This is a genomic window from Veillonellaceae bacterium, assembly GCA_012523975.1.
Lineage (GTDB): Bacteria > Bacillota > Negativicutes > JAAYSF01 > JAAYSF01 > JAAYSF01.
Window position 1 is genome coordinate 1 of the sequence record JAAYSF010000021.1, and the last position, 17,740, is coordinate 17,740.

The following is a 17,740-nucleotide window of genomic DNA, read 5'->3' on the forward strand; positions in this document are numbered from 1 at the left end:
AAAGTACTTGGGTGGAAACGCCCTGGGAGGATAGGAAGTTGCCGGTTATATTCCTCGATAGCTCAGTTGGTAGAGCAATCGGCTGTTAACCGATCGGTCGTAGGTTCGAGTCCTACTCGAGGAGCCATTTTTAAGCTATTCATGTTAATGAATAGCTTTTTCTTTTTATTTTTGGATTATTTTTGGTATTGTATATAAAATGTATTCGTGATAGTATCATGTTGTATACAAAAAACGTGAAAACATTCACTTGGCATGAGGTAAATTATGATTAAGATTTCAATATGTTTCGGTAGTGCATGTCACCTTCGTGGTGCTTATGGCGTATTAACTGCATTTAAATTCTTACTGGATAAACATGATGTTGAAGGAGTAATTGATTTAGCTGGTGAATTTTGTCAGGGGCGCTGCAATGAGGGCGTTGTAATTAAGATTAATGATGAGATTGTTACTCATGTCTCTGAGAGCAATGTAAGCGAAATTTTTAGAGAAAAAATTTTGGAGCGATTTGTATGCAAATAATTAATACGCGTAATGTTAATTGTAAAGACTGCCATCGTTGTTTACGTTCATGTCCTGTAAAAGCTATCGGCATTAGGCAGGGTCGAGCAAGGGTCTTAGAGGATAAATGTATTCTGTGCGGTAAATGCGTTGCGGAATGCCCGCAGCATGCAAAGCGGCTGACTACTCATTTGCCAGCTATTAAAGAGGCGATTTCCAGTGGGCGCAAGGTCGTTATGAGTCTGGCAACTTCTTTTGTAGGTATTTTTGCTGATTATACACCCACCCAGCTAATGGCATCAATAAAGGCGCTTGGCTTTGCTGCAGTTGAGGAATCAGCTGTAGGAGCCCAAATACTTTCTCTTTTATACCGTTCCCTTTTAAAAGACTGTCAAGGGACGGTAATCTCATCAAACTGTCCAGTAATCGTTAATATGGTAAAGAAATATTACCCGCAGTTAGTTGATAATTTAGCGCCGATTGTTTCGCCTATGATGGCTAACGGTCTTTTACTTAAGCAGAAATATGGAGAAGATGCTTTTGTTGTATTTGCAGGATCATGTATGGCTAAATTTGCTGAACAAAATGAAAAAAGTGATAAGCATGCTGTTGATGCCGTCATAACTTTTAGCCAATTGCGCCAGTGGCTTAAACACGCCAAAATAACCCCGAAATTTGTCCCATATGTACCAAAACCGCTCGGTAACGCTAGGTATTTTCCGGTTGCAGGCGGAGTTTTAAAATCATTTATGGACCATGACACTTTAGATACCGAAATTATTGCTGTTGATGGTATAGAAAAATGTATGGAAGTTTTCGATAGTTTGACCAAGAAAGAAATTGCGCCTCATTTCATAGAGGCTTTTTCCTGTGTAGGTGGATGTATAGGTGGTCCTGCCAGTGGAAGTAATCAGTCCATACCGGTGAGAAGGTTGAAAATAATTGAATTTGCAAATCAATATAAAGGACAAGTTACCCTGGAAATTCCTCATTCTTTAGATTTCACGTGCAAACATGAACCAACACCTATTGTAAATCCGGAGCCAAGTGAAATAGAGATTAAGAAAATTCTTCAGCGAATTGGTAAGTTTACGAAAGCTGACGAGAAAAATTGCGGAGCTTGCGGTTATAATACTTGCCGAGCTAAAGCTACGGCAGTATTTCGTGGAGTAGCTGAAATAGATATGTGTATTCCTTATATGCGCTCTAAAGCCGAGTCCTTTGCTAATATAATCGTTGAAAACTCGATAACCGGTATTATTGTTGTTGATGATAAAATGATCATTCAAGAAATTAATCCAGCAATAAAACGGATGTTCAGCAGCGCTAAACAAATGGAAAAAGGCGATAGTCTAATGGAGTATATCGATTGTTCTGAGTTTGTCAACGTTTCTAATAACGGACAAAAAGTTGTTGGTAAACGTGTCGAGTACCCAGAATATAACTTAGTAACTGAGCAGATGATTATCCCGGTACCAGAACACCAATTAGTCATAGTAGCAATTTCAGATGTTACAGAGCATGAGAAACGCGCAAAAGACTGGGAACAGATGAAAGAGGAAACGGTTGAGAAGGCGACTGACATAATTAATAAACAGATGCATGTTGCTCAAGAAATTGCTGGTCTGCTTGGAGAGACGACTGCCGAAACCAAGTCTGCATTGTTGGAACTTATGTGGCTGCTCAAAGGCAAGGAGGAAAAGTAATGAGCCAGCTTCACGCTGATGTAAGTATAGCGCAGTTATCGAAGGTGGGCGAGGAGCTGTGCGGTGATAAAATAGTTGTTACGCATACCAAGGAAGGTACTATTATAGTTTTGTCTGATGGACTCGGAAGCGGTGTTAAGGCAAATATTCTCGCAACTTTAACAACCAAGATCGCGTCTTCAATGCTGAAACGCGGAATTCCCTTAGCCGATGTAGTCAGTACAATTGCTGATACCTTGCCGGTTTGCCGTCAGCGTAAAATTGCTTATTCTACCCTTCATATTTTAAAAGTGGCATCGTCTGGTCTGGTTACAGTAGTTGAATTTGATTGTCCAACTTCTTTTCTTATCCGCGATGGGAAGGTTCAGCCTTTCCAACTAACCGAAAAGGTAATTAGCGGAAAACTTATTAAAGAGGGGCAATTATTACTAAGAGAAAACGATTTGATAGTTGCCGTCAGCGATGGTATTATTCACGCAGGGATAGGCGGTTTACTAAAGTTGGGCTGGGGCTGGAAGGGAATTGCTGATCAATTACAGTCTATAGCAAGACAAGATTGCAGCGCGAGTTATATTAGTGATAATATAATTCGCTGCACCGAGGGTTATTATCTTGGTCAGCCAGGAGATGACTCTACTATCGTTACGGTAAAAATGCGTAAGACTCGTCGCTTAACAATTCTTACCGGACCACCAGTCGATCGTAGATTTGATGAAAAGCTAGTTAAACGGTTCTTAAGCCAACCCGGCAAGAAGGTTGTAGCTGGCGGTACTACTGCGCATATTGTTAGTAAGGTATGTAATCGTCCTTTAAAAATGGATATTTCAAGCTATAGTGAATATATTCCGCCTATGGGTCATATTGAAGGGGTAGATCTAGTTACTGAAGGTATTTTGACTTTAAATGCTGTTCTTGAATGCATCACAAATCATCGTAACGAGAGAGGATGCTTAGAACGAAATGGCGCCAATCTGCTAGCTGAAATGTTACTAGAGGCTGATAAAATAGATATTTACGCTGGGAAATCAACCAACCCAGCCCATCATAATCCAAGTTTTCCTTTTAAAATTAATGTTAAGCCTCAAGTATTGGCAAAGCTTCAGGCAGTATTGGAGTCAAAAGGCAAGGAAGTAAGTATTGAGTGGTTTTAATTTGTAGGGGGGCTATCATTATGAATACTTTAACTATAGAAATTTGTGTGGGTTCGGCGTGCTATTTATTAGGTGCGCAAGACTTATTAGAAATGATTGAGGGGTTACCGCCAGCAATTAGATCACAAATTGATCTAAGGGGTGCTAGTTGTTTAAATGCATGCGGGAAAGGACCTAACATTAGAATCAACGGTGAATTAATGTCTGATGTGACGCCAGAAAAGCTTTTGGATATCATTAATAATCGCTGTGTTTGAATGGAGGGGATTTTGTGTCGCAAGTGACTGAAGTAGTTAAGCTCAGGCGTAGGGTGTTAGTTGAAATTTCTAAGCTTGCATTTGCGGGTGAAATAGAAAATAAAATAAATGAGATTTTATATAATGTTGTAAGCGAAGATGGGCCTCGCTATCGTTGTTGTGTGCATAAAGAACGAGCGGTACTAAAAGAACGTATAAAACTAGCTCTTAGTCAGGGCGGTGGCTTAGAGTTATCTGAGGCAGCTAAAAGGGCTTTAGCTGGTAATATCGATGAAATGCCGATTGTTCACGTTTTGCGGGAGGCATGCGATCAATGTCCAATTGATAAGTTTATTGTAACAAACGCGTGCCGAAATTGTGTTGCCCATAATTGTATAAACAGCTGTCCAAAGAAAGCTATAATGGTAGTGCAAAACCGTGCATATATCGATAAGAATAAATGCGTAGAATGTGGCTTATGCAAAAAGTCGTGTCAGTATAGTGCTATTATTGAAGTAAACCGTCCTTGTGAAGGCGCTTGTGACTTAGGAGCAATCCAAGCCGACAATGATCGCCGGGCTGAAATAGACTATACTAAATGCGTGCAGTGTGGTAGTTGTAAAACGGCATGTCCATTTGGAGCGATAACTGATCGTTCATCAATAGTGCAGTTGGTAAGTAGTCTAAAATCCAATAAAAAGGTATATGCTATGCTTGCTCCATCATTCATTGGTCAATTTGGAGCAAAGGCAAAACCAGGCCAGGTAATTCAGGCTTTAAAGCAAATTGGCTTCGCTGGTGTGTATGAGGCATCCTGTGGTGCGGACATTGTAACATTGGAGGAGACTAAAGAGTTTGCATCTTCGGTACCTAGTACATTAAGCTTTATGACGACATCTTGTTGCCCTGCTTTTGCAGACATGGTCGAGAAACATTTACCTGATATCCAGAAGAACGTTTCAACAACAGTTTCACCCATGATAGCTACCGGCAAAGTAATTAAAAATCAAGAGCCTGATGCAGTTGTGGTTTTTATTGGACCGTGTATAGCGAAAAAGGCTGAGGCTGAAAAATACGCTGAAGTTATAGATTACGTTCTCACTTTTGAGGAACTAATGTGCATGTTGGTCGGCGCTGGTATTAATATTGCTGAGATTGGCGAACATGATTTTGACAGCTCTGCTTCACGTGATGGTAATGCATTTGCTAGAGCTGGAGGCGTGGCGCAGGCAGTTTTAAATACTGCGGCAGTCCTTGCTCCTGATGTAAAAATAAAAGCTCACCATAGTCAGGGTTTAGGAAATTGCAAAACTGCGTTAATGCAAATAAATACAGGTAAAATTGATGCTAATTTTTTTGAAGGAATGGCTTGTCAAGGTGGTTGTGTCGGTGGTCCTGGAACGTTGACTAACTATAAGGTAACTGGTAAATTAGTTGAAAACTTTGCTGTTGCTTCTAAGGCCGGTATCGCTAATGACAACAGAGATGCGACTGCTGAAATAGAAAAGCAACATTATTGGCATAGAAAATAGCGAGTAGCTTTGCTAAAATGAAATAAGTATGCTAAAATATTGGCTGTCTATATTTTCTATGTGCCCTCCGTTTTAAGACGGTGGGCTAAGTTTTCAGTATTGATGGCTGTTAGCGAATTAGAATAAAGCTGTGGACAGCTGCAGTTAATTGATACTTTCTTGAAGGGGAGAAATTACGATATGGCAGGACATTCAAAATGGGCGAATATTAAACATAAGAAAGGTAAAATGGATGCTATTCGCGGTAAAATAACCACTAAGATAAGCCGTGAAATTACAGTAGCAGTTCGTACTGGTGGAAGTGACCCGACCGGTAATATGCGACTAAAATTGGCTTTACAAAAGGCAAAAGAAAATAATATTCCTAAAGACAATATTCAACGCGCTATTCAAAAAGGGGCTGGCACGCTGGAGGGTGCAAATTATGAAGAGTTAACCTATGAAGGCTATGGACCTGGAGGCGTAGCTCTGATGGTTGAAGCAATGACAGATAACCGTAACCGTACTGCCGCTGAGATTCGTCACCTTTTTTCAAAGTATGGCGGCAATTTAGGCGAGACCGGCTGTGTATCTTGGATGTTTAAGAAAAAGGGTATTTTTGTAATTGATAAAGAAACTGGCGTTGATGAGGAAGAATTGATGATGCTTGTCTTAGACGCTGGAGCTGAAGATTTAAAGAGCGAAGACGGCCAGTTTGAAATTACGACGGCTCCTGAAGAATTTGTCAAGGTCCAAGAGGCTCTCGAAAATAATAATATTAATACCGTAGTAGCTCAGATTGCTATGGTTCCAGATACAACAATGGCTGTAGGCGGAGACGATGCAACTAAATTAATGAAACTGGTAGAACTGCTTGAAGAACACGACGATGTACAAGAAGTATACGGGAACTTCGATTTACCTGAAGATATCGAATAGTGAATAACTTTTGTATTATTTGGTAATACTGGTGGCAGCATGAAAATGAGGAGATGTTTTCAATGTTGCCACTTTTTAAATACAATAGAAGGCAAATATTGGCTATCGCCGGCGTTGTATTGGCTATTGGCTGCGCAGCTTACTATTTGGTAAGCTATAACAATGTCGAAAACAAGCCGCTTGTACCTCAAGAAACTGAGGTCGCCAAGCAGGATAGTAAGATTAAGATAAATTCTAATACCGATTTTGTCCAAAAAATTGTTTATCTTAAGTGTAAAGATGAGGAAGTGCTGCGAAGCAAGCCTGCAGATAACCTTATTGGCCTTAACTACTTTCAGGTTCAAAAAGTTTATCAAGGCTGGACTATCGATAAGTTTGACAATCTTGAAGTAGTAATGACACTCAAGGTTGATAGCTTTTGCCGTGAACACGCAAATAATATGTTTATTGGCGTCAAAGATGGCTATGTTGCAGTGTTTTATGGAAGGCCAGGTCCCAAAGCCATAGTAAAGGAAGTTACTAAAATCTCAATTAACAAGCTGCACCCGCAGGATGCTGAGGAATTAAAGCGGGGCATGGTTGTACAATCAAGGGAAGAGTTGCTGCAGACATTAGAAGGAATGGAATCTAGGTAGAGAGAAAAACTCTCTGCCTTTTTTATTTAAATTGTTTGCTAATTAAGCAATAAAGGAGTAAAATATAACGCTGTCGAATAAATTCCCTCAAGGGAGGCTTTTTTATATGCTTGCATTAGGAATAGATCCGGGCACCGCCATTTGCGGTTATGGTTTAGTTGAACTTAATGGCAGCCGTTTACGTGCGGTTACCTATGGTGCCATACAAACTAGCCCATCTAATAAATTAGAAGAAAGACTAGCAATAATTTATAGTGGTATTAGTAGCTTGATTGAGCAATACAAACCAGACGTAGCAGGGGTCGAACAGTTATTTTTCAATAAGAATGTTAGAACGGCCATGGCTGTAGGTCAGGCCCGCGGTGTAGTTTTATTGGCAATAGCTCAACATAATGTTAGGTTATGTGAGTATACTCCGTTACAAGTTAAGCAGTCAGTTGTCGGTTATGGAAAAGCCACAAAAGATCAGGTTATATATATGACTGAACGCTTATTAAATTTACCGGACAAGCCTCATCCTGACGATGTGGCGGATGCCTTGGCTATTGCAATCTGCACCACCCATTCTTATAATATTGGTAACAGGTGGGGGGCAAAATAATGATTGGTTTTGTCCGTGGCAGGGTAGCTCAAATTTCTAATGATCATTGTATTATCGATGTTAAGGGAATTGGTTATCGGATTTTTATCACAGCGTCAGCTCGTCAGAAACTTGCTATAGCTGAGGACGTTCATTTATATACATACCTTAATGTTAGGGAAGACGCTTTGTCACTGTTCGGATTTTTAACGCATGATGAATACCAACTTTTTTTGAGCCTTATTTCGGTAACGGGAATTGGTCCAAAAGTAGCACTAGGGATACTGTCTTCGGTTACGCCTGCCCAATTTTGTCTTGCTATAGCCAGTAAGAATCTAACGCTATTGACTAAGATGCCGGGAGTAGGCAAGAAAACAGCCGAGCGTTTAATACTCGAGCTTAAGGATAAGCTTGGCAATATCGAGTGCGAATCAGATAATGAACCGACTACCGTAGTCGAGGAACCAAATCCTTGCGACCAGGTAATCGATGAGGCTCGAGAGGTATTGCTTGCTTTGGGCTATAGTCCGTCAGAAATTAATCCTGTTTTAAGTAAGGTTTATCGGGCGAGTCAGGCAACCGAAGAAACTGTGCGACTTGCACTTAAGGAGGTCGGCAGAAGATAATGGACTCGAGAGTCATTTCCGGTGCAGAACAAGATGTGGATAACTGGCAGTATAGTTTAAGACCACGCCGGTTTAATGAATATATTGGGCAGGATAAAGTAAAATCTAACTTAACCATTTTTGTTCAGGCCGCCCTTTCCCGCGGCGAGGCGTTAGATCATGTCTTGTTATATGGACCCCCAGGGCTAGGTAAAACAACCTTAGCCAGTATTATTGCTAATGAGCTTGGCGTGAATCTTCGTATAACGTCGGGACCAGCTATTGAGAGAGCTGGAGATTTGGCAGCAATCTTAACCAATTTAAGTGAAAATGATGTTTTATTCATTGATGAGATTCATCGTTTATCACGAAATGTCGAAGAAGTATTGTACTCAGCAATGGAAGATTATGCTCTAGATATTGTTATTGGCAAAGGTCCTAGCGCGAGATCAATTAGACTAGACTTAGCGCCTTTTACTTTGGTTGGGGCTACAACAAGAGCCGGGGCTTTAGCTGCGCCTTTACGCGATCGATTTGGCGTTATAGCCAGGTTAGAATACTATGAACCAGAGCACCTAGTGTGCATTGTAGAGCGAGCAGCCGAAATACTTAATATTAAGATTGATACTGATGGGGCCTATGAGATTGCCAAACGATCAAGAGGTACACCGCGTATCGCTAACCGATTGCTAAAGCGGGTTCGTGACTTTGCTCAAATTGCCGGTGACGGTGTTATTACACGCGATATCGCATGTAAGGCATTGCTTCTGCTCGAGGTTGATGAATGTGGGCTAGATAACGTAGATCGTAATATGCTAAGGGCGATAATTGAAAAATTTGACGGGGGTCCGGTAGGTATTGATACTCTTGCAGCATCTATTAGTGAAGAGACAGAAACAATTGAAGATGTGTACGAGCCGTTTCTGTTGCAAAGGGGCTTTTTAAATAGGACGCCGCGCGGCAGAGTTGTTACACGTGCAGCGTACCAGCATTTAGGATTGAAACAGCCTTCGGCAGATTAACTACACGGAGGAGGTATTCGCTTGCCTTTTGGTTTCGATTCGTTTGGAAAGATGCTAATGACTTTTGGTGCAATATTATTTATTATTGGGATTATTGTTCACTTCGGCGGAAAAGTAATAAACTTAGGGCGGTTACCAGGCGATATTCGCATTGAAGGCGAGAACTTTGGCTTTTATTTTCCGATAGTCTCATCAATAGTAATAAGCATCATACTTACTATAATCTTGAGTATCTTTGGTCGAAGATAGCGAGAGGGGATATATTTCTTGAAAACTAAGCTAATGCTTATACTATTGTTCTTAGGCAGTTTTATATTTCCTGTCTATGTGTTTGGTCAAAGCATGATTAAGGAACCTAATATAAGAGTTGGGATTCTATCTAATCAGCCTAACGTTATGATTTCCGCTAATAATGATTTTGTTGTCGCTGATACCGATACAAAAAAGATTATTGCAAAATTTAAACCTAGGGAAAAGGTAAGTATTACGTTATCAAGCAAAAGTATAGCTATAAACGGAAAACCTATTGCCAGCAAGGGGATTAATATTACTTCCAAAGCTAATAGTGAAAGCGCTATAATGATTAATCGGCATAGCTATCGAGGAGAAATAAGTATCCATCGGACATATGGCAAGAATGGTCTTACAGTTATCAACACGCTTCCGATTGAACAATACTTGTACGGCGTTGTTGCCCGAGAGATGTCACCTGGTTGGCCTAGTGAGGCTGTAAAGGCGCAAGCGGTAGCAGCAAGGACATATGCTTTATACAGCCTTAGCCTAAAGAAACATAAAGCTGACGGTTATGATGTCTGCGCATCTACCGATTGTCAAGTATATGGTGGTCGAGACAGCGAAGCTGCCGGCGCTGTAAAGGCTGTGTCGGCAACTTATGGTGAAACGATTTATTATAAGGGGAAATTGATACCTGCTTATTTTCATAGCAGTTCAGGTGGTTATACTGAGAACAGTGAAAATGTTTGGGGCGGTGCTTACCCTTATTTGCAAGGTGTGGCCGATTATGATCAAAAGTCACCCTATTTTAAGTGGGAAAAAAAGTTCACAGTCAATGAGCTTGAAATGGCTTTAAAAAATGCTGGCTATGATGTTGGTAGCATACAGTCTATAGAATTATCACGTCTTACCCAACCCCCTGTAAGGTCATTTGATCGGGGCATTTCCGGGAGGGTTAAAGAGATTCGGGTTACGGGAACCAATGGTACAGTCTATATAACTGGTAATAAGCTGCGCAGCGCGCTAGCATTAAAAAGCACCTTATTCGATATAGAAGTAATTTTGCCTGGGAAAAAGGTTTTGGAGTTTGATGTTACGGACAGTTATGGTGACCGCTGGACAAAGGAAGTGCCTGTAAATTTACCCTCGCAAAAAAACGATACATTTTTGAATCAAAAGAACGCTATACATCGCATCACTGCCCGCACTAATGAGACAATAGTATTTACCGGTTTTGGCTGGGGGCATGGGATTGGTTTATCACAGTGGGGAGCTAAAGCTATGGCAGAGAATGCCCCGAAAGGGGATACCACATATTTTAAACAGATATTGAAACACTACTACCAAGGGGTAGATATTAAAAAGGCATATTAGTAAAGGAGTCTCTTGATGTTATTATCAGACTTTGATTATGACTTACCGGAAGATTTTATTGCCCAAAAGCCGATAGAGCCCAGGGATCACTCAAAACTAATGATTCTCAAGGCCGCAACAGGGGCACTAACACATAATCATTTTTATAATTTGCCGGATTACCTACAACCAGGGGATACCCTGGTTTTTAACGATACAAGGGTAATTCCTGCAAGGCTAATCGGTTCGAAGGCAGGAACGGGTGGAAAAGTAGAGGTTTTCCTTCTCAATCGCATAAGCGGTGATGAATGGGAGGCACTAGTTAAGCCTGGTAAGAAGGCCCGCCCGGGAACTATCGTCGAGTTTGGTGAAAAACTGAAGTGTGAAGTTATATCAACAACCGATTTCGGGGGACGTATTATAAAATTTCATTATAATGGCATTTTTGAAGCAATATTGGATCAGTTGGGAGAAACGCCTTTGCCACCATACATTAAAGAGCAGCTACGTGATAAAGAACGTTATCAGACGATTTATGCCAGGGAACGTGGTTCGGCAGCAGCTCCGACTGCTGGATTGCATTTCACCTCCACTTTGATGGATACTTTAAAGACAAAAGGCATTAATTTTGCCTTTATAACTCTGCATGTAGGATTAGGGACTTTTCGGCCGGTGTCGACAGATGATATAACGCAGCACGTAATGCATCGTGAATATTACTCAATTTCTCAACAAGCCGCCGATATTATCAATGCTACAAAAAAGCGAGGAAACAAAGTAGTTGCTGTTGGTACAACAAGCATTCGAACACTCGAAAGCGCGAGCAAGGAGGGTTTAGTAGAACCACAAAGCGGGTGGACTGATATTTTCATATATCCGGGCTACCGATTTAAAGTCATTGATGCTATTATTACTAATTTTCATTTACCAAAGTCGACTCTATTAATGTTAATAAGTGCGTTCGCCGGGAAAGAACATGTTTTAAAAGCATATAAAGAAGCAATAGAACATCGCTATCGTTTTTTTAGTTTTGGTGATGCTATGTTTATTTACTAAAGCCTGTGATATCGCGAGGGAGGAATTTTTGTGGCAATACATTATGAACTTGTCAAACGCTGTTCTAAGACCGGGGCGCGGGCAGGACGATTATATACACCTCATGGTGTTTTCGATACGCCAATCTTTATGCCAGTTGGAACTCAAGCTACTGTTAAAGCAATGTCACCGGACGAGCTGAAAGCTATGGGAGCTGGGATAATCTTAAGCAATACTTACCATTTGTATTTAAGGCCTGGGCATGATCTGGTTGCCGAGGCAGGCGGACTCCATAAGTTTATGAAATGGGATGGCGGTATCTTAACTGATAGTGGTGGCTTTCAGGTTTTTAGCTTAGGACCTTTACGCAAAATAACCGAAGATGGTGTAACATTCAGATCGCATATAGACGGTTCCAAGCACTTTCTATCACCCGAAAAAGCTACTGAGATTCAGATGGCACTAGGTGCTGATATCATAATGGCTTTTGACGAGTGTGTCCCATATCCGGCTGAACATGATTACGCCAAAAAGTCTACCGAAAGAACAACACGCTGGGCTGAACGATGCAAAACGGCTCATACTAGAAAAGACCAGGCATTATTTGGTATAGTGCAGGGCGGAATGTACAAAGACCTCCGAACAATGAGTGCAAATGATTTAGTATCATTAGATTTTCCAGGGTATGCCGTCGGTGGTCTTAGTGTAGGCGAGCCCAAAGCATTGATGTATGAAATGTTAGAGCATACAGTGCCATTATTGCCTGATAACAAGCCACGATATCTTATGGGAGTGGGTACGCCTGATTGTTTGCTTGAGGGTGTGATGTATGGTATTGACATGTTTGACTGTGTATTTCCGACGCGAGTTGCTCGTAATGGGACGGTTATGACAAGCCGGGGAAGATTGGTAGTCAAAAACGCTGAGTATGCGCGTGACTTTAAACCACTTGATCCAGATTGTTCCTGTTATGCATGCCGTAATTTTTCTCGCGCTTATATTCGTCATCTATTAAAAACAGATGAAATTTTCGGTTTGCGTCTTACAACGACTCATAACTTACATTACCTAATAGATTTCATGAAAAATATGCGTAAAGCTATTATTGATGATAGATTTCTTGATTTTAGGCGAGAGTTTTGGGAACAATACAAAACGCGTTAGAGGATTTAGCCGCAATCGCGTTGAATCATCTGAATAAAATAATATGGAGGTGAGTTACTTGTCAGCAATGTCTCCCGAACTAATAACGGCTCTTGCACAATATGGACCAATAGTTTTAATGGGTGTAATTTTCTACTTCTTATTATATCGCCCGCAGAAAAAGGAACAGCAGCGCCGCAATGAAATGCTTAACAGTCTTAAGAAGGGTGACCGCATTGTAACAATTGGTGGTGTTCATGGTACTATTACTGCAATTACCGAGAAAGTTGTTACTCTTAAGATATCTGAGAAGGTTGAAGTAGACATATCTCGTACAGCCGTTGCTAGTTTCCAGAATGAACCTAAGAACGGCAGTAAAAAATAGGACCAGTCAAATAAATTGACAACTATTAAAGAAGAAAAGAAAGATTTACGCAAACGCCTTCTCGACAAACGCAGAAAATTAGCTGAGAATGAAGTTCGTAATTTTAGTACGAGGATAATACAGACCCTTATTAACTCGAGTATTTATCTTGATGCCGGCAATATAATGTTATATACGCCATTCCCGGACGAACCTCAAATAATGCCTGTTTTTGAGGATGCGTGGTCCCGTAATAAGCAGGTCGGCATTCCGCATTTAACCGAAACGTGGGGTATAATGGAGGCGGCATTAATTGAAAGCTTTAACGACTTAGTTCCCGGTAAATTTAACCTGCTTGTGCCAGACCCGTTAAAGCTAAGGATTATCGAAGCAGATTCTATTGATTTAATTGTTGTACCGGGAATTGCTTTTGATCATGAAGGATATCGTTTGGGTATGGGGGCCGGCTATTACGATCGATTTCTCCCAACAGCCGAAAAAGCTATAACCGTTGGTGTCTGTTGGGCTGAAAACATTTTTAGCGAAATTCCTAAAGAGCGGCATGACCTTCCAATGGACTATTTACTAACTGAAATGGGAATATTAAATTGCAAGAAAGGCAAAATGTAACTGTTGTTACATTTTGCCTTAATGTATTTTACACTCTTGAGTTTGGTCAATAAAGGGGAGGCATTTTTGTGGTAATGGTTACACTTGAGCAATTAAAGAAAGATCATGAAATCAATGTTTATTTATCTCGTAGTACTGAATACTTAAGTAAGCTTGGCTTTACTGAGCACGGTCGACGCCACGCTACAATAGTTTCAGAACGCGCGTATTATGTTCTCAAGTGTTTAGATTATAGTGAACGTGATTGTGAGCTTGCCGCAATTGCCGGTTACATGCATGATATAGCAAATATGGTAAACCGTTATAATCATGGTGGTACCGGCGCTGTAATTGCTTATAATATTTTGGTGCGTATGGGGATGCCGCCAGAAGAAATCGCTTTAGTTATTTCCGCAATCGGCAATCATGAAGAAGAGCGCGGCAACGCTATTAATCATGTTGCTGCAGCTCTAATACTGGCTGATAAATCCGATGTTTTTCGGGCAAGGGTTACAACTAAAGACTTTGCAAAATTTGAAATACATGATCGTGTCAATTATGCTGCTGATAACAGTAATTTGTCAATTGACAAAAAGCTAAAGGAAATCACTCTTCACGTGGAAATTGATACGACTATTTGTCCCATAATGGAATACTTCGAAATATTTCTGATACGTATGGTAATGTGCCGCAGAGCGGCTGAGTTCTTAGATTGTCGTTTTGGCTTAATAATTAATGGCAATAGGTTATTGTAACAAATGCCCTTGATTGACATTGTCATAATAATCCAGATATAATATTTTGTGAACGTAGTCGACGATAAGACAAGATTGGGGGAGAAACTTTTGAGATGGGGGAATATGACTAAATTCTTAATAGCTGTTGCAGCAATTATCGGTTTGTTCAGCTATTATATTTTGCCCCTAGCAACATCTATTAAACAAGGTCTTGATTTACAAGGTGGAACCCATGTTGTATTAGAAGCGGTAGATACGCCAGAGGCCAAAGTAGATGAAGATGCGGTGCAACGTGTTGTTAAAATTATTGAACGGCGTGTTAACGAGCTTGGTTTAACAGAACCAATAATTCAGAGGCAGGGCGATAGACGGATTATTGTCGAGTTGCCCGGGATTAGCGATCCTGAAAAGGCAATTGACATGTTAGGTAAAACTGCACTCTTAGAGTTTCAAGATGAGAGCGGCACTACAGTTTTAACAGGCAAAGATCTTAAGGACGCCCAAGCCCAGATAGATCAGTCTAACAGAAACTTGGTATCACTTGAGTTTTCTGATGATGGCGCAAAAAAATTCGCTGATCTGACGGCGAGAAATGTTGGTAAGCACATTTCGATTTTGTTGGACAAGCAGGTATTGACCAGCCCTGTTGTTGAAGAGGCCATTCCAAGCGGGAAGGCAGTGATAACCGGTAACAGGTCAATCCAAGAGGCTCAGCAGTTAGCTATACTGCTGCGTTCCGGGTCGTTGCCGGTAAAAGTTGATGTGTTGGAAACGAGAACAGTTGGTCCTACCCTGGGTGAAGACTCTAAACAAAAAAGCCAATTTGCATTTACTGTCGGAACCGCGGCAATTGTATTATTTATGTTGCTCTTCTATCGCTTATCAGGTTTTGTTGCTAATATAGCTCTTCTCCTATACGTCTTAATGTTATTGCTTGCTCTTAATATGCTTAATGCGACACTGACCCTTCCAGGTATCGCTGGTATTATTCTCTCAATAGGGATGGCTGTTGACGCCAACGTATTGATATTTGAACGATTTAAAGAAGAATATCGAGCGGGCAAAACGTTGCGGGCTGCAATGGAAGCTGGTTTTAAACGTGCATTTTCAACTATCTTAGATTCCAACACAACTACTTTAATTGCTGCAGCTGTGTTATTCTTCCTCGGAACAGGGCCAATTAAAGGCTTTGCTATTACGCTTGGTATAGGTATTATTCTCAGTATGTTTACAGCAATCACAGTTACCAGATATCTGCTAAAAATGCTGATGAATTCCAACGTATTCAAAAATGGCAAAGTATTTGGGGCGTAGGGGGGGAATTAACATGAAATTTGATATTATCGGTAGACGTTATTTATGGCTCCTACTGTCTGGGCTAATTCTAATATCGTGCACTATATCAATGGCTGTACAGGGTTTTAACCTAGGTATTGATTTTACAGGCGGTACTTTGCTTGACTTAAAATTTGCCCGACCGGTGACTGTTGCCGAAGTTCGGGATGTTTTAAAAGATCATCAATTAGAGAACAGCACTATTCAGTTGGCGGCAGCAGGGCAGGTAACCTCATCGCCGAATGTTTTTATCAGGACGCATATCCTTGATGATAACCAGCGACGGGTGTTAGTAAATGACATAGGCCAAAAACTAGGTGATTTTGAGTTCTTAAGAATCGAAAAGGTTGGCGCAACTATTGGATCAGAGTTGACTCGTAATGCAGTTCTCGCCCTGTTGGTATCCTGGGCACTTATGATTGTCTATATAAGCTATAGATTTGAGTTTAAGTTTGCCGTTGCCGGCATTCTTACGCTTATCCACGATGTTATAATCGTTTTAGGCGCATTCTCATTAATGCAGTTGGAAATCGATGCAGCCTTTGTAGCAGCGCTGTTAACAGTCGTAGGTTACTCAATCAATGATACTATTGTAATATTTGACCGTGTTCGGGAAAACTTAAAGGCTCATCGCAAAGGCGAAGATATCAAAGCTTTAGTTAACCGGAGTATTTGGCAAACGATGACAAGGTCGATATATACAGTGCTGACCGTTTTGTTTGCGGCTGTGTCCCTATATGTTTTTGGCGGCGAAACCACAAAAAATTTCGCTCTTGCGCTAATAATCGGCATCTCGGCAGGGGCATATTCTTCAATATTCAATGCATGTCCTATCTGGGTAATTTGGAAGGAGTATGCCGATCGTAAACGAATTAGTGCTAAAACGAAAGGTGCTAAGTAAAATCTAATTAAAGCAATTTTGCGGCTGTTGCTAAAAAGCAACAGCCGCGTTTTTATTCACCAACCTGCCGCTAGCTTAATATCATGTAGCAACAAAGGTGGTGATTTAATGTGGATATTACTGCCTGCGCTTTGCGTTGCTGTTGCTCATATTGCAGGTGATAATGCAGCTTTAGTACCGGATATGGCGGCTATTGTTGGCCCAGATATTTATATAACGACGATATTTGCCTATATGGTGTTTGGTTCAATAATAGCCGGTTTAGCAGCATGGATAGGCGTAAAATCAGGTTATGAATTGTTAGTAGTTATTAAAAGATTATTCGGCTGTAGGGGAAAAAAGATACTAGCAATAGCTATATTAGCGGTTTGCGTTCCAGCAAGTGCTTTGACAGGGGGATATTATTGCGGTTGGGCAATATATAAAATTACTGGTTTGACACCAACGATTGTAGTGCCGATTTGTTTGCTGGTGTTTTCGGTCTTGGCAGCGGGATATGCCTCTGAACTATTAAAGATATCAAATTATATCAGCCTATCTCTGGTACCAATTGTGATAATAATGATGTTTACAAGAGATCTAAGCAGTATAGGAAATATCAATTTTTCGGCAAATGTTGATTGGCTGTTAGTTTGTGCGCTGATTGGCTATAATGTCGGGGGAATGCGCCCGGTTTTGATTGTTGAGACCGCGGCATACTTGACCCAGAAGGGGTATAAAGCGATATTCTTAGTTATAATCGCCAAACTTATTGAAGGTATTATTACACTTGTTATGGCTCATCTAGTTATCGTCGCACAAGTTCATGGTCCCTTAGCATTGTCAGGTGTTTATGCCAGTACTTTTGGGAGTAACGCGGTTTATCTGTTTGATATAATATTATTTTGTACATTTCTGAATACCATGGCACCGGCTATGATGGTAAACGCTAAGCAAGTAAGCATATTAACAGGAGTTTCGTTTTGGCCTGCTCTTTTAATCGCGTCAGTGTTAGTATTCTTCGGTGCTTTTGCTGATTTCAAGACGATAATTGAGGTTATGAGCTTTACCGGCCTTTTTATGGCAGTTTTTATTGTTTATACAGCATATTTTTTACATAAGAATGGGATTAAACAGTCATAATTTAAATGTAGTGATTATCTA

General features: G+C 40.7%; 20 protein-coding genes and 1 tRNA gene. All 21 read left to right on the plus strand.

What is annotated here, in order from left to right; genetic code table 11:
• Positions 1 to 51: 51 nt before the first annotated feature.
• The 21 genes from GX348_03375 to GX348_03475 all read left to right on the plus strand — a co-directional run bounded on the left by GX348_03375 (position 52) and on the right by GX348_03475 (position 17,719).
• A tRNA-Asn gene (locus GX348_03375) sits at positions 52 to 127 on the plus strand.
• Positions 128 to 267: 140 nt separating this feature from the next.
• Positions 268 to 522, plus strand: a complete 255-nt coding sequence (locus GX348_03380) for a (2Fe-2S) ferredoxin domain-containing protein (GenBank protein ID NLP41229.1) — start codon at positions 268 to 270, stop codon at positions 520 to 522.
• Entirely contained in the window at positions 513 to 2,207 is a 1,695-nt protein-coding gene (locus GX348_03385) for a 4Fe-4S binding protein (protein NLP41230.1), read from the plus strand. The genes GX348_03380 and GX348_03385 overlap by 10 nt, the downstream gene beginning before the upstream one ends.
• Positions 2,207 to 3,358 carry a SpoIIE family protein phosphatase gene (locus GX348_03390; GenBank protein NLP41231.1) on the plus strand — a complete coding sequence of 384 codons (1,152 nt, stop codon included), beginning with the start codon at positions 2,207 to 2,209 and terminating at the stop codon, positions 3,356 to 3,358. The genes GX348_03385 and GX348_03390 overlap by 1 nt, the downstream gene beginning before the upstream one ends.
• 20 nt (positions 3,359 to 3,378) lie before the next feature.
• Positions 3,379 to 3,615, plus strand: coding sequence for an NAD(P)H-dependent oxidoreductase subunit E (locus tag GX348_03395; GenBank protein NLP41232.1), 237 nt, complete (start codon positions 3,379 to 3,381; stop codon positions 3,613 to 3,615).
• A gap of 14 nt (positions 3,616 to 3,629) precedes the next feature.
• Positions 3,630 to 5,126, plus strand: coding sequence for a 4Fe-4S binding protein (locus GX348_03400; GenBank protein ID NLP41233.1), 1,497 nt, complete (start codon positions 3,630 to 3,632; stop codon positions 5,124 to 5,126).
• A 180-nt stretch (positions 5,127 to 5,306) separates the two neighbouring features.
• The gene (locus tag GX348_03405; GenBank protein NLP41234.1) at positions 5,307 to 6,044 is read left to right on the plus strand and encodes a YebC/PmpR family DNA-binding transcriptional regulator; all 738 of its coding nucleotides are present in this window, start codon (positions 5,307 to 5,309) and stop codon (positions 6,042 to 6,044) included.
• A gap of 62 nt (positions 6,045 to 6,106) precedes the next feature.
• Positions 6,107 to 6,679, plus strand: coding sequence for a hypothetical protein (locus GX348_03410; GenBank protein NLP41235.1), 573 nt, complete (start codon positions 6,107 to 6,109; stop codon positions 6,677 to 6,679).
• 106 nt (positions 6,680 to 6,785) lie between these two features.
• A complete protein-coding gene (ruvC, locus tag GX348_03415; protein NLP41236.1) occupies positions 6,786 to 7,280 on the plus strand; it encodes a crossover junction endodeoxyribonuclease RuvC in 495 nt (164 codons plus the stop codon).
• On the plus strand, positions 7,280 to 7,885 hold the full coding sequence (gene ruvA / locus GX348_03420; protein ID NLP41237.1) for a Holliday junction branch migration protein RuvA: 606 nt from the start codon (positions 7,280 to 7,282) through the stop codon (positions 7,883 to 7,885). Before ruvC ends, ruvA begins: the two co-directional genes overlap by 1 nt.
• Positions 7,885 to 8,886: a Holliday junction branch migration DNA helicase RuvB gene (gene ruvB / locus GX348_03425; GenBank protein ID NLP41238.1), complete on the plus strand. Its 1,002-nt coding sequence runs from the start codon at positions 7,885 to 7,887 to the stop codon at positions 8,884 to 8,886. The genes ruvA and ruvB overlap by 1 nt, the downstream gene beginning before the upstream one ends.
• Positions 8,887 to 8,937: 51 nt before the next feature.
• Positions 8,938 to 9,135, plus strand: coding sequence for a DUF2905 domain-containing protein (locus GX348_03430; GenBank protein ID NLP41239.1), 198 nt, complete (start codon positions 8,938 to 8,940; stop codon positions 9,133 to 9,135).
• A gap of 33 nt (positions 9,136 to 9,168) precedes the next feature.
• Positions 9,169 to 10,494, plus strand: a complete 1,326-nt coding sequence (locus tag GX348_03435; protein NLP41240.1) for a SpoIID/LytB domain-containing protein — start codon at positions 9,169 to 9,171, stop codon at positions 10,492 to 10,494.
• A gap of 15 nt (positions 10,495 to 10,509) precedes the next feature.
• Positions 10,510 to 11,529 (plus strand): tRNA preQ1(34) S-adenosylmethionine ribosyltransferase-isomerase QueA, encoded by a 1,020-nt coding sequence (queA, locus tag GX348_03440; GenBank protein ID NLP41241.1) that lies wholly within the window; start codon positions 10,510 to 10,512, stop codon positions 11,527 to 11,529.
• Between the two features lie 30 nt (positions 11,530 to 11,559).
• Positions 11,560 to 12,672, plus strand: coding sequence for a tRNA guanosine(34) transglycosylase Tgt (gene tgt / locus GX348_03445; GenBank protein ID NLP41242.1), 1,113 nt, complete (start codon positions 11,560 to 11,562; stop codon positions 12,670 to 12,672).
• Between the two features lie 58 nt (positions 12,673 to 12,730).
• Complete coding sequence (gene yajC, locus GX348_03450; protein ID NLP41243.1) at positions 12,731 to 13,036, plus strand: preprotein translocase subunit YajC; 306 nt, start codon at positions 12,731 to 12,733, stop codon at positions 13,034 to 13,036.
• Positions 13,037 to 13,051: 15 nt separating this feature from the next.
• Positions 13,052 to 13,645 carry a 5-formyltetrahydrofolate cyclo-ligase gene (locus GX348_03455; GenBank protein ID NLP41244.1) on the plus strand — a complete coding sequence of 198 codons (594 nt, stop codon included), beginning with the start codon at positions 13,052 to 13,054 and terminating at the stop codon, positions 13,643 to 13,645.
• Positions 13,646 to 13,713: 68 nt separating this feature from the next.
• Positions 13,714 to 14,379: an HD domain-containing protein gene (locus GX348_03460; GenBank protein ID NLP41245.1), complete on the plus strand. Its 666-nt coding sequence runs from the start codon at positions 13,714 to 13,716 to the stop codon at positions 14,377 to 14,379.
• Between the two features lie 105 nt (positions 14,380 to 14,484).
• Positions 14,485 to 15,675, plus strand: coding sequence for a protein translocase subunit SecD (secD, locus tag GX348_03465; protein NLP41246.1), 1,191 nt, complete (start codon positions 14,485 to 14,487; stop codon positions 15,673 to 15,675).
• Between the two features lie 13 nt (positions 15,676 to 15,688).
• Positions 15,689 to 16,597 (plus strand): protein translocase subunit SecF, encoded by a 909-nt coding sequence (gene secF / locus GX348_03470; GenBank protein ID NLP41247.1) that lies wholly within the window; start codon positions 15,689 to 15,691, stop codon positions 16,595 to 16,597.
• A gap of 108 nt (positions 16,598 to 16,705) precedes the next feature.
• Positions 16,706 to 17,719 (plus strand): hypothetical protein, encoded by a 1,014-nt coding sequence (locus GX348_03475; GenBank protein NLP41248.1) that lies wholly within the window; start codon positions 16,706 to 16,708, stop codon positions 17,717 to 17,719.
• The last annotated feature ends 21 nt before the right edge of the window (positions 17,720 to 17,740 follow it).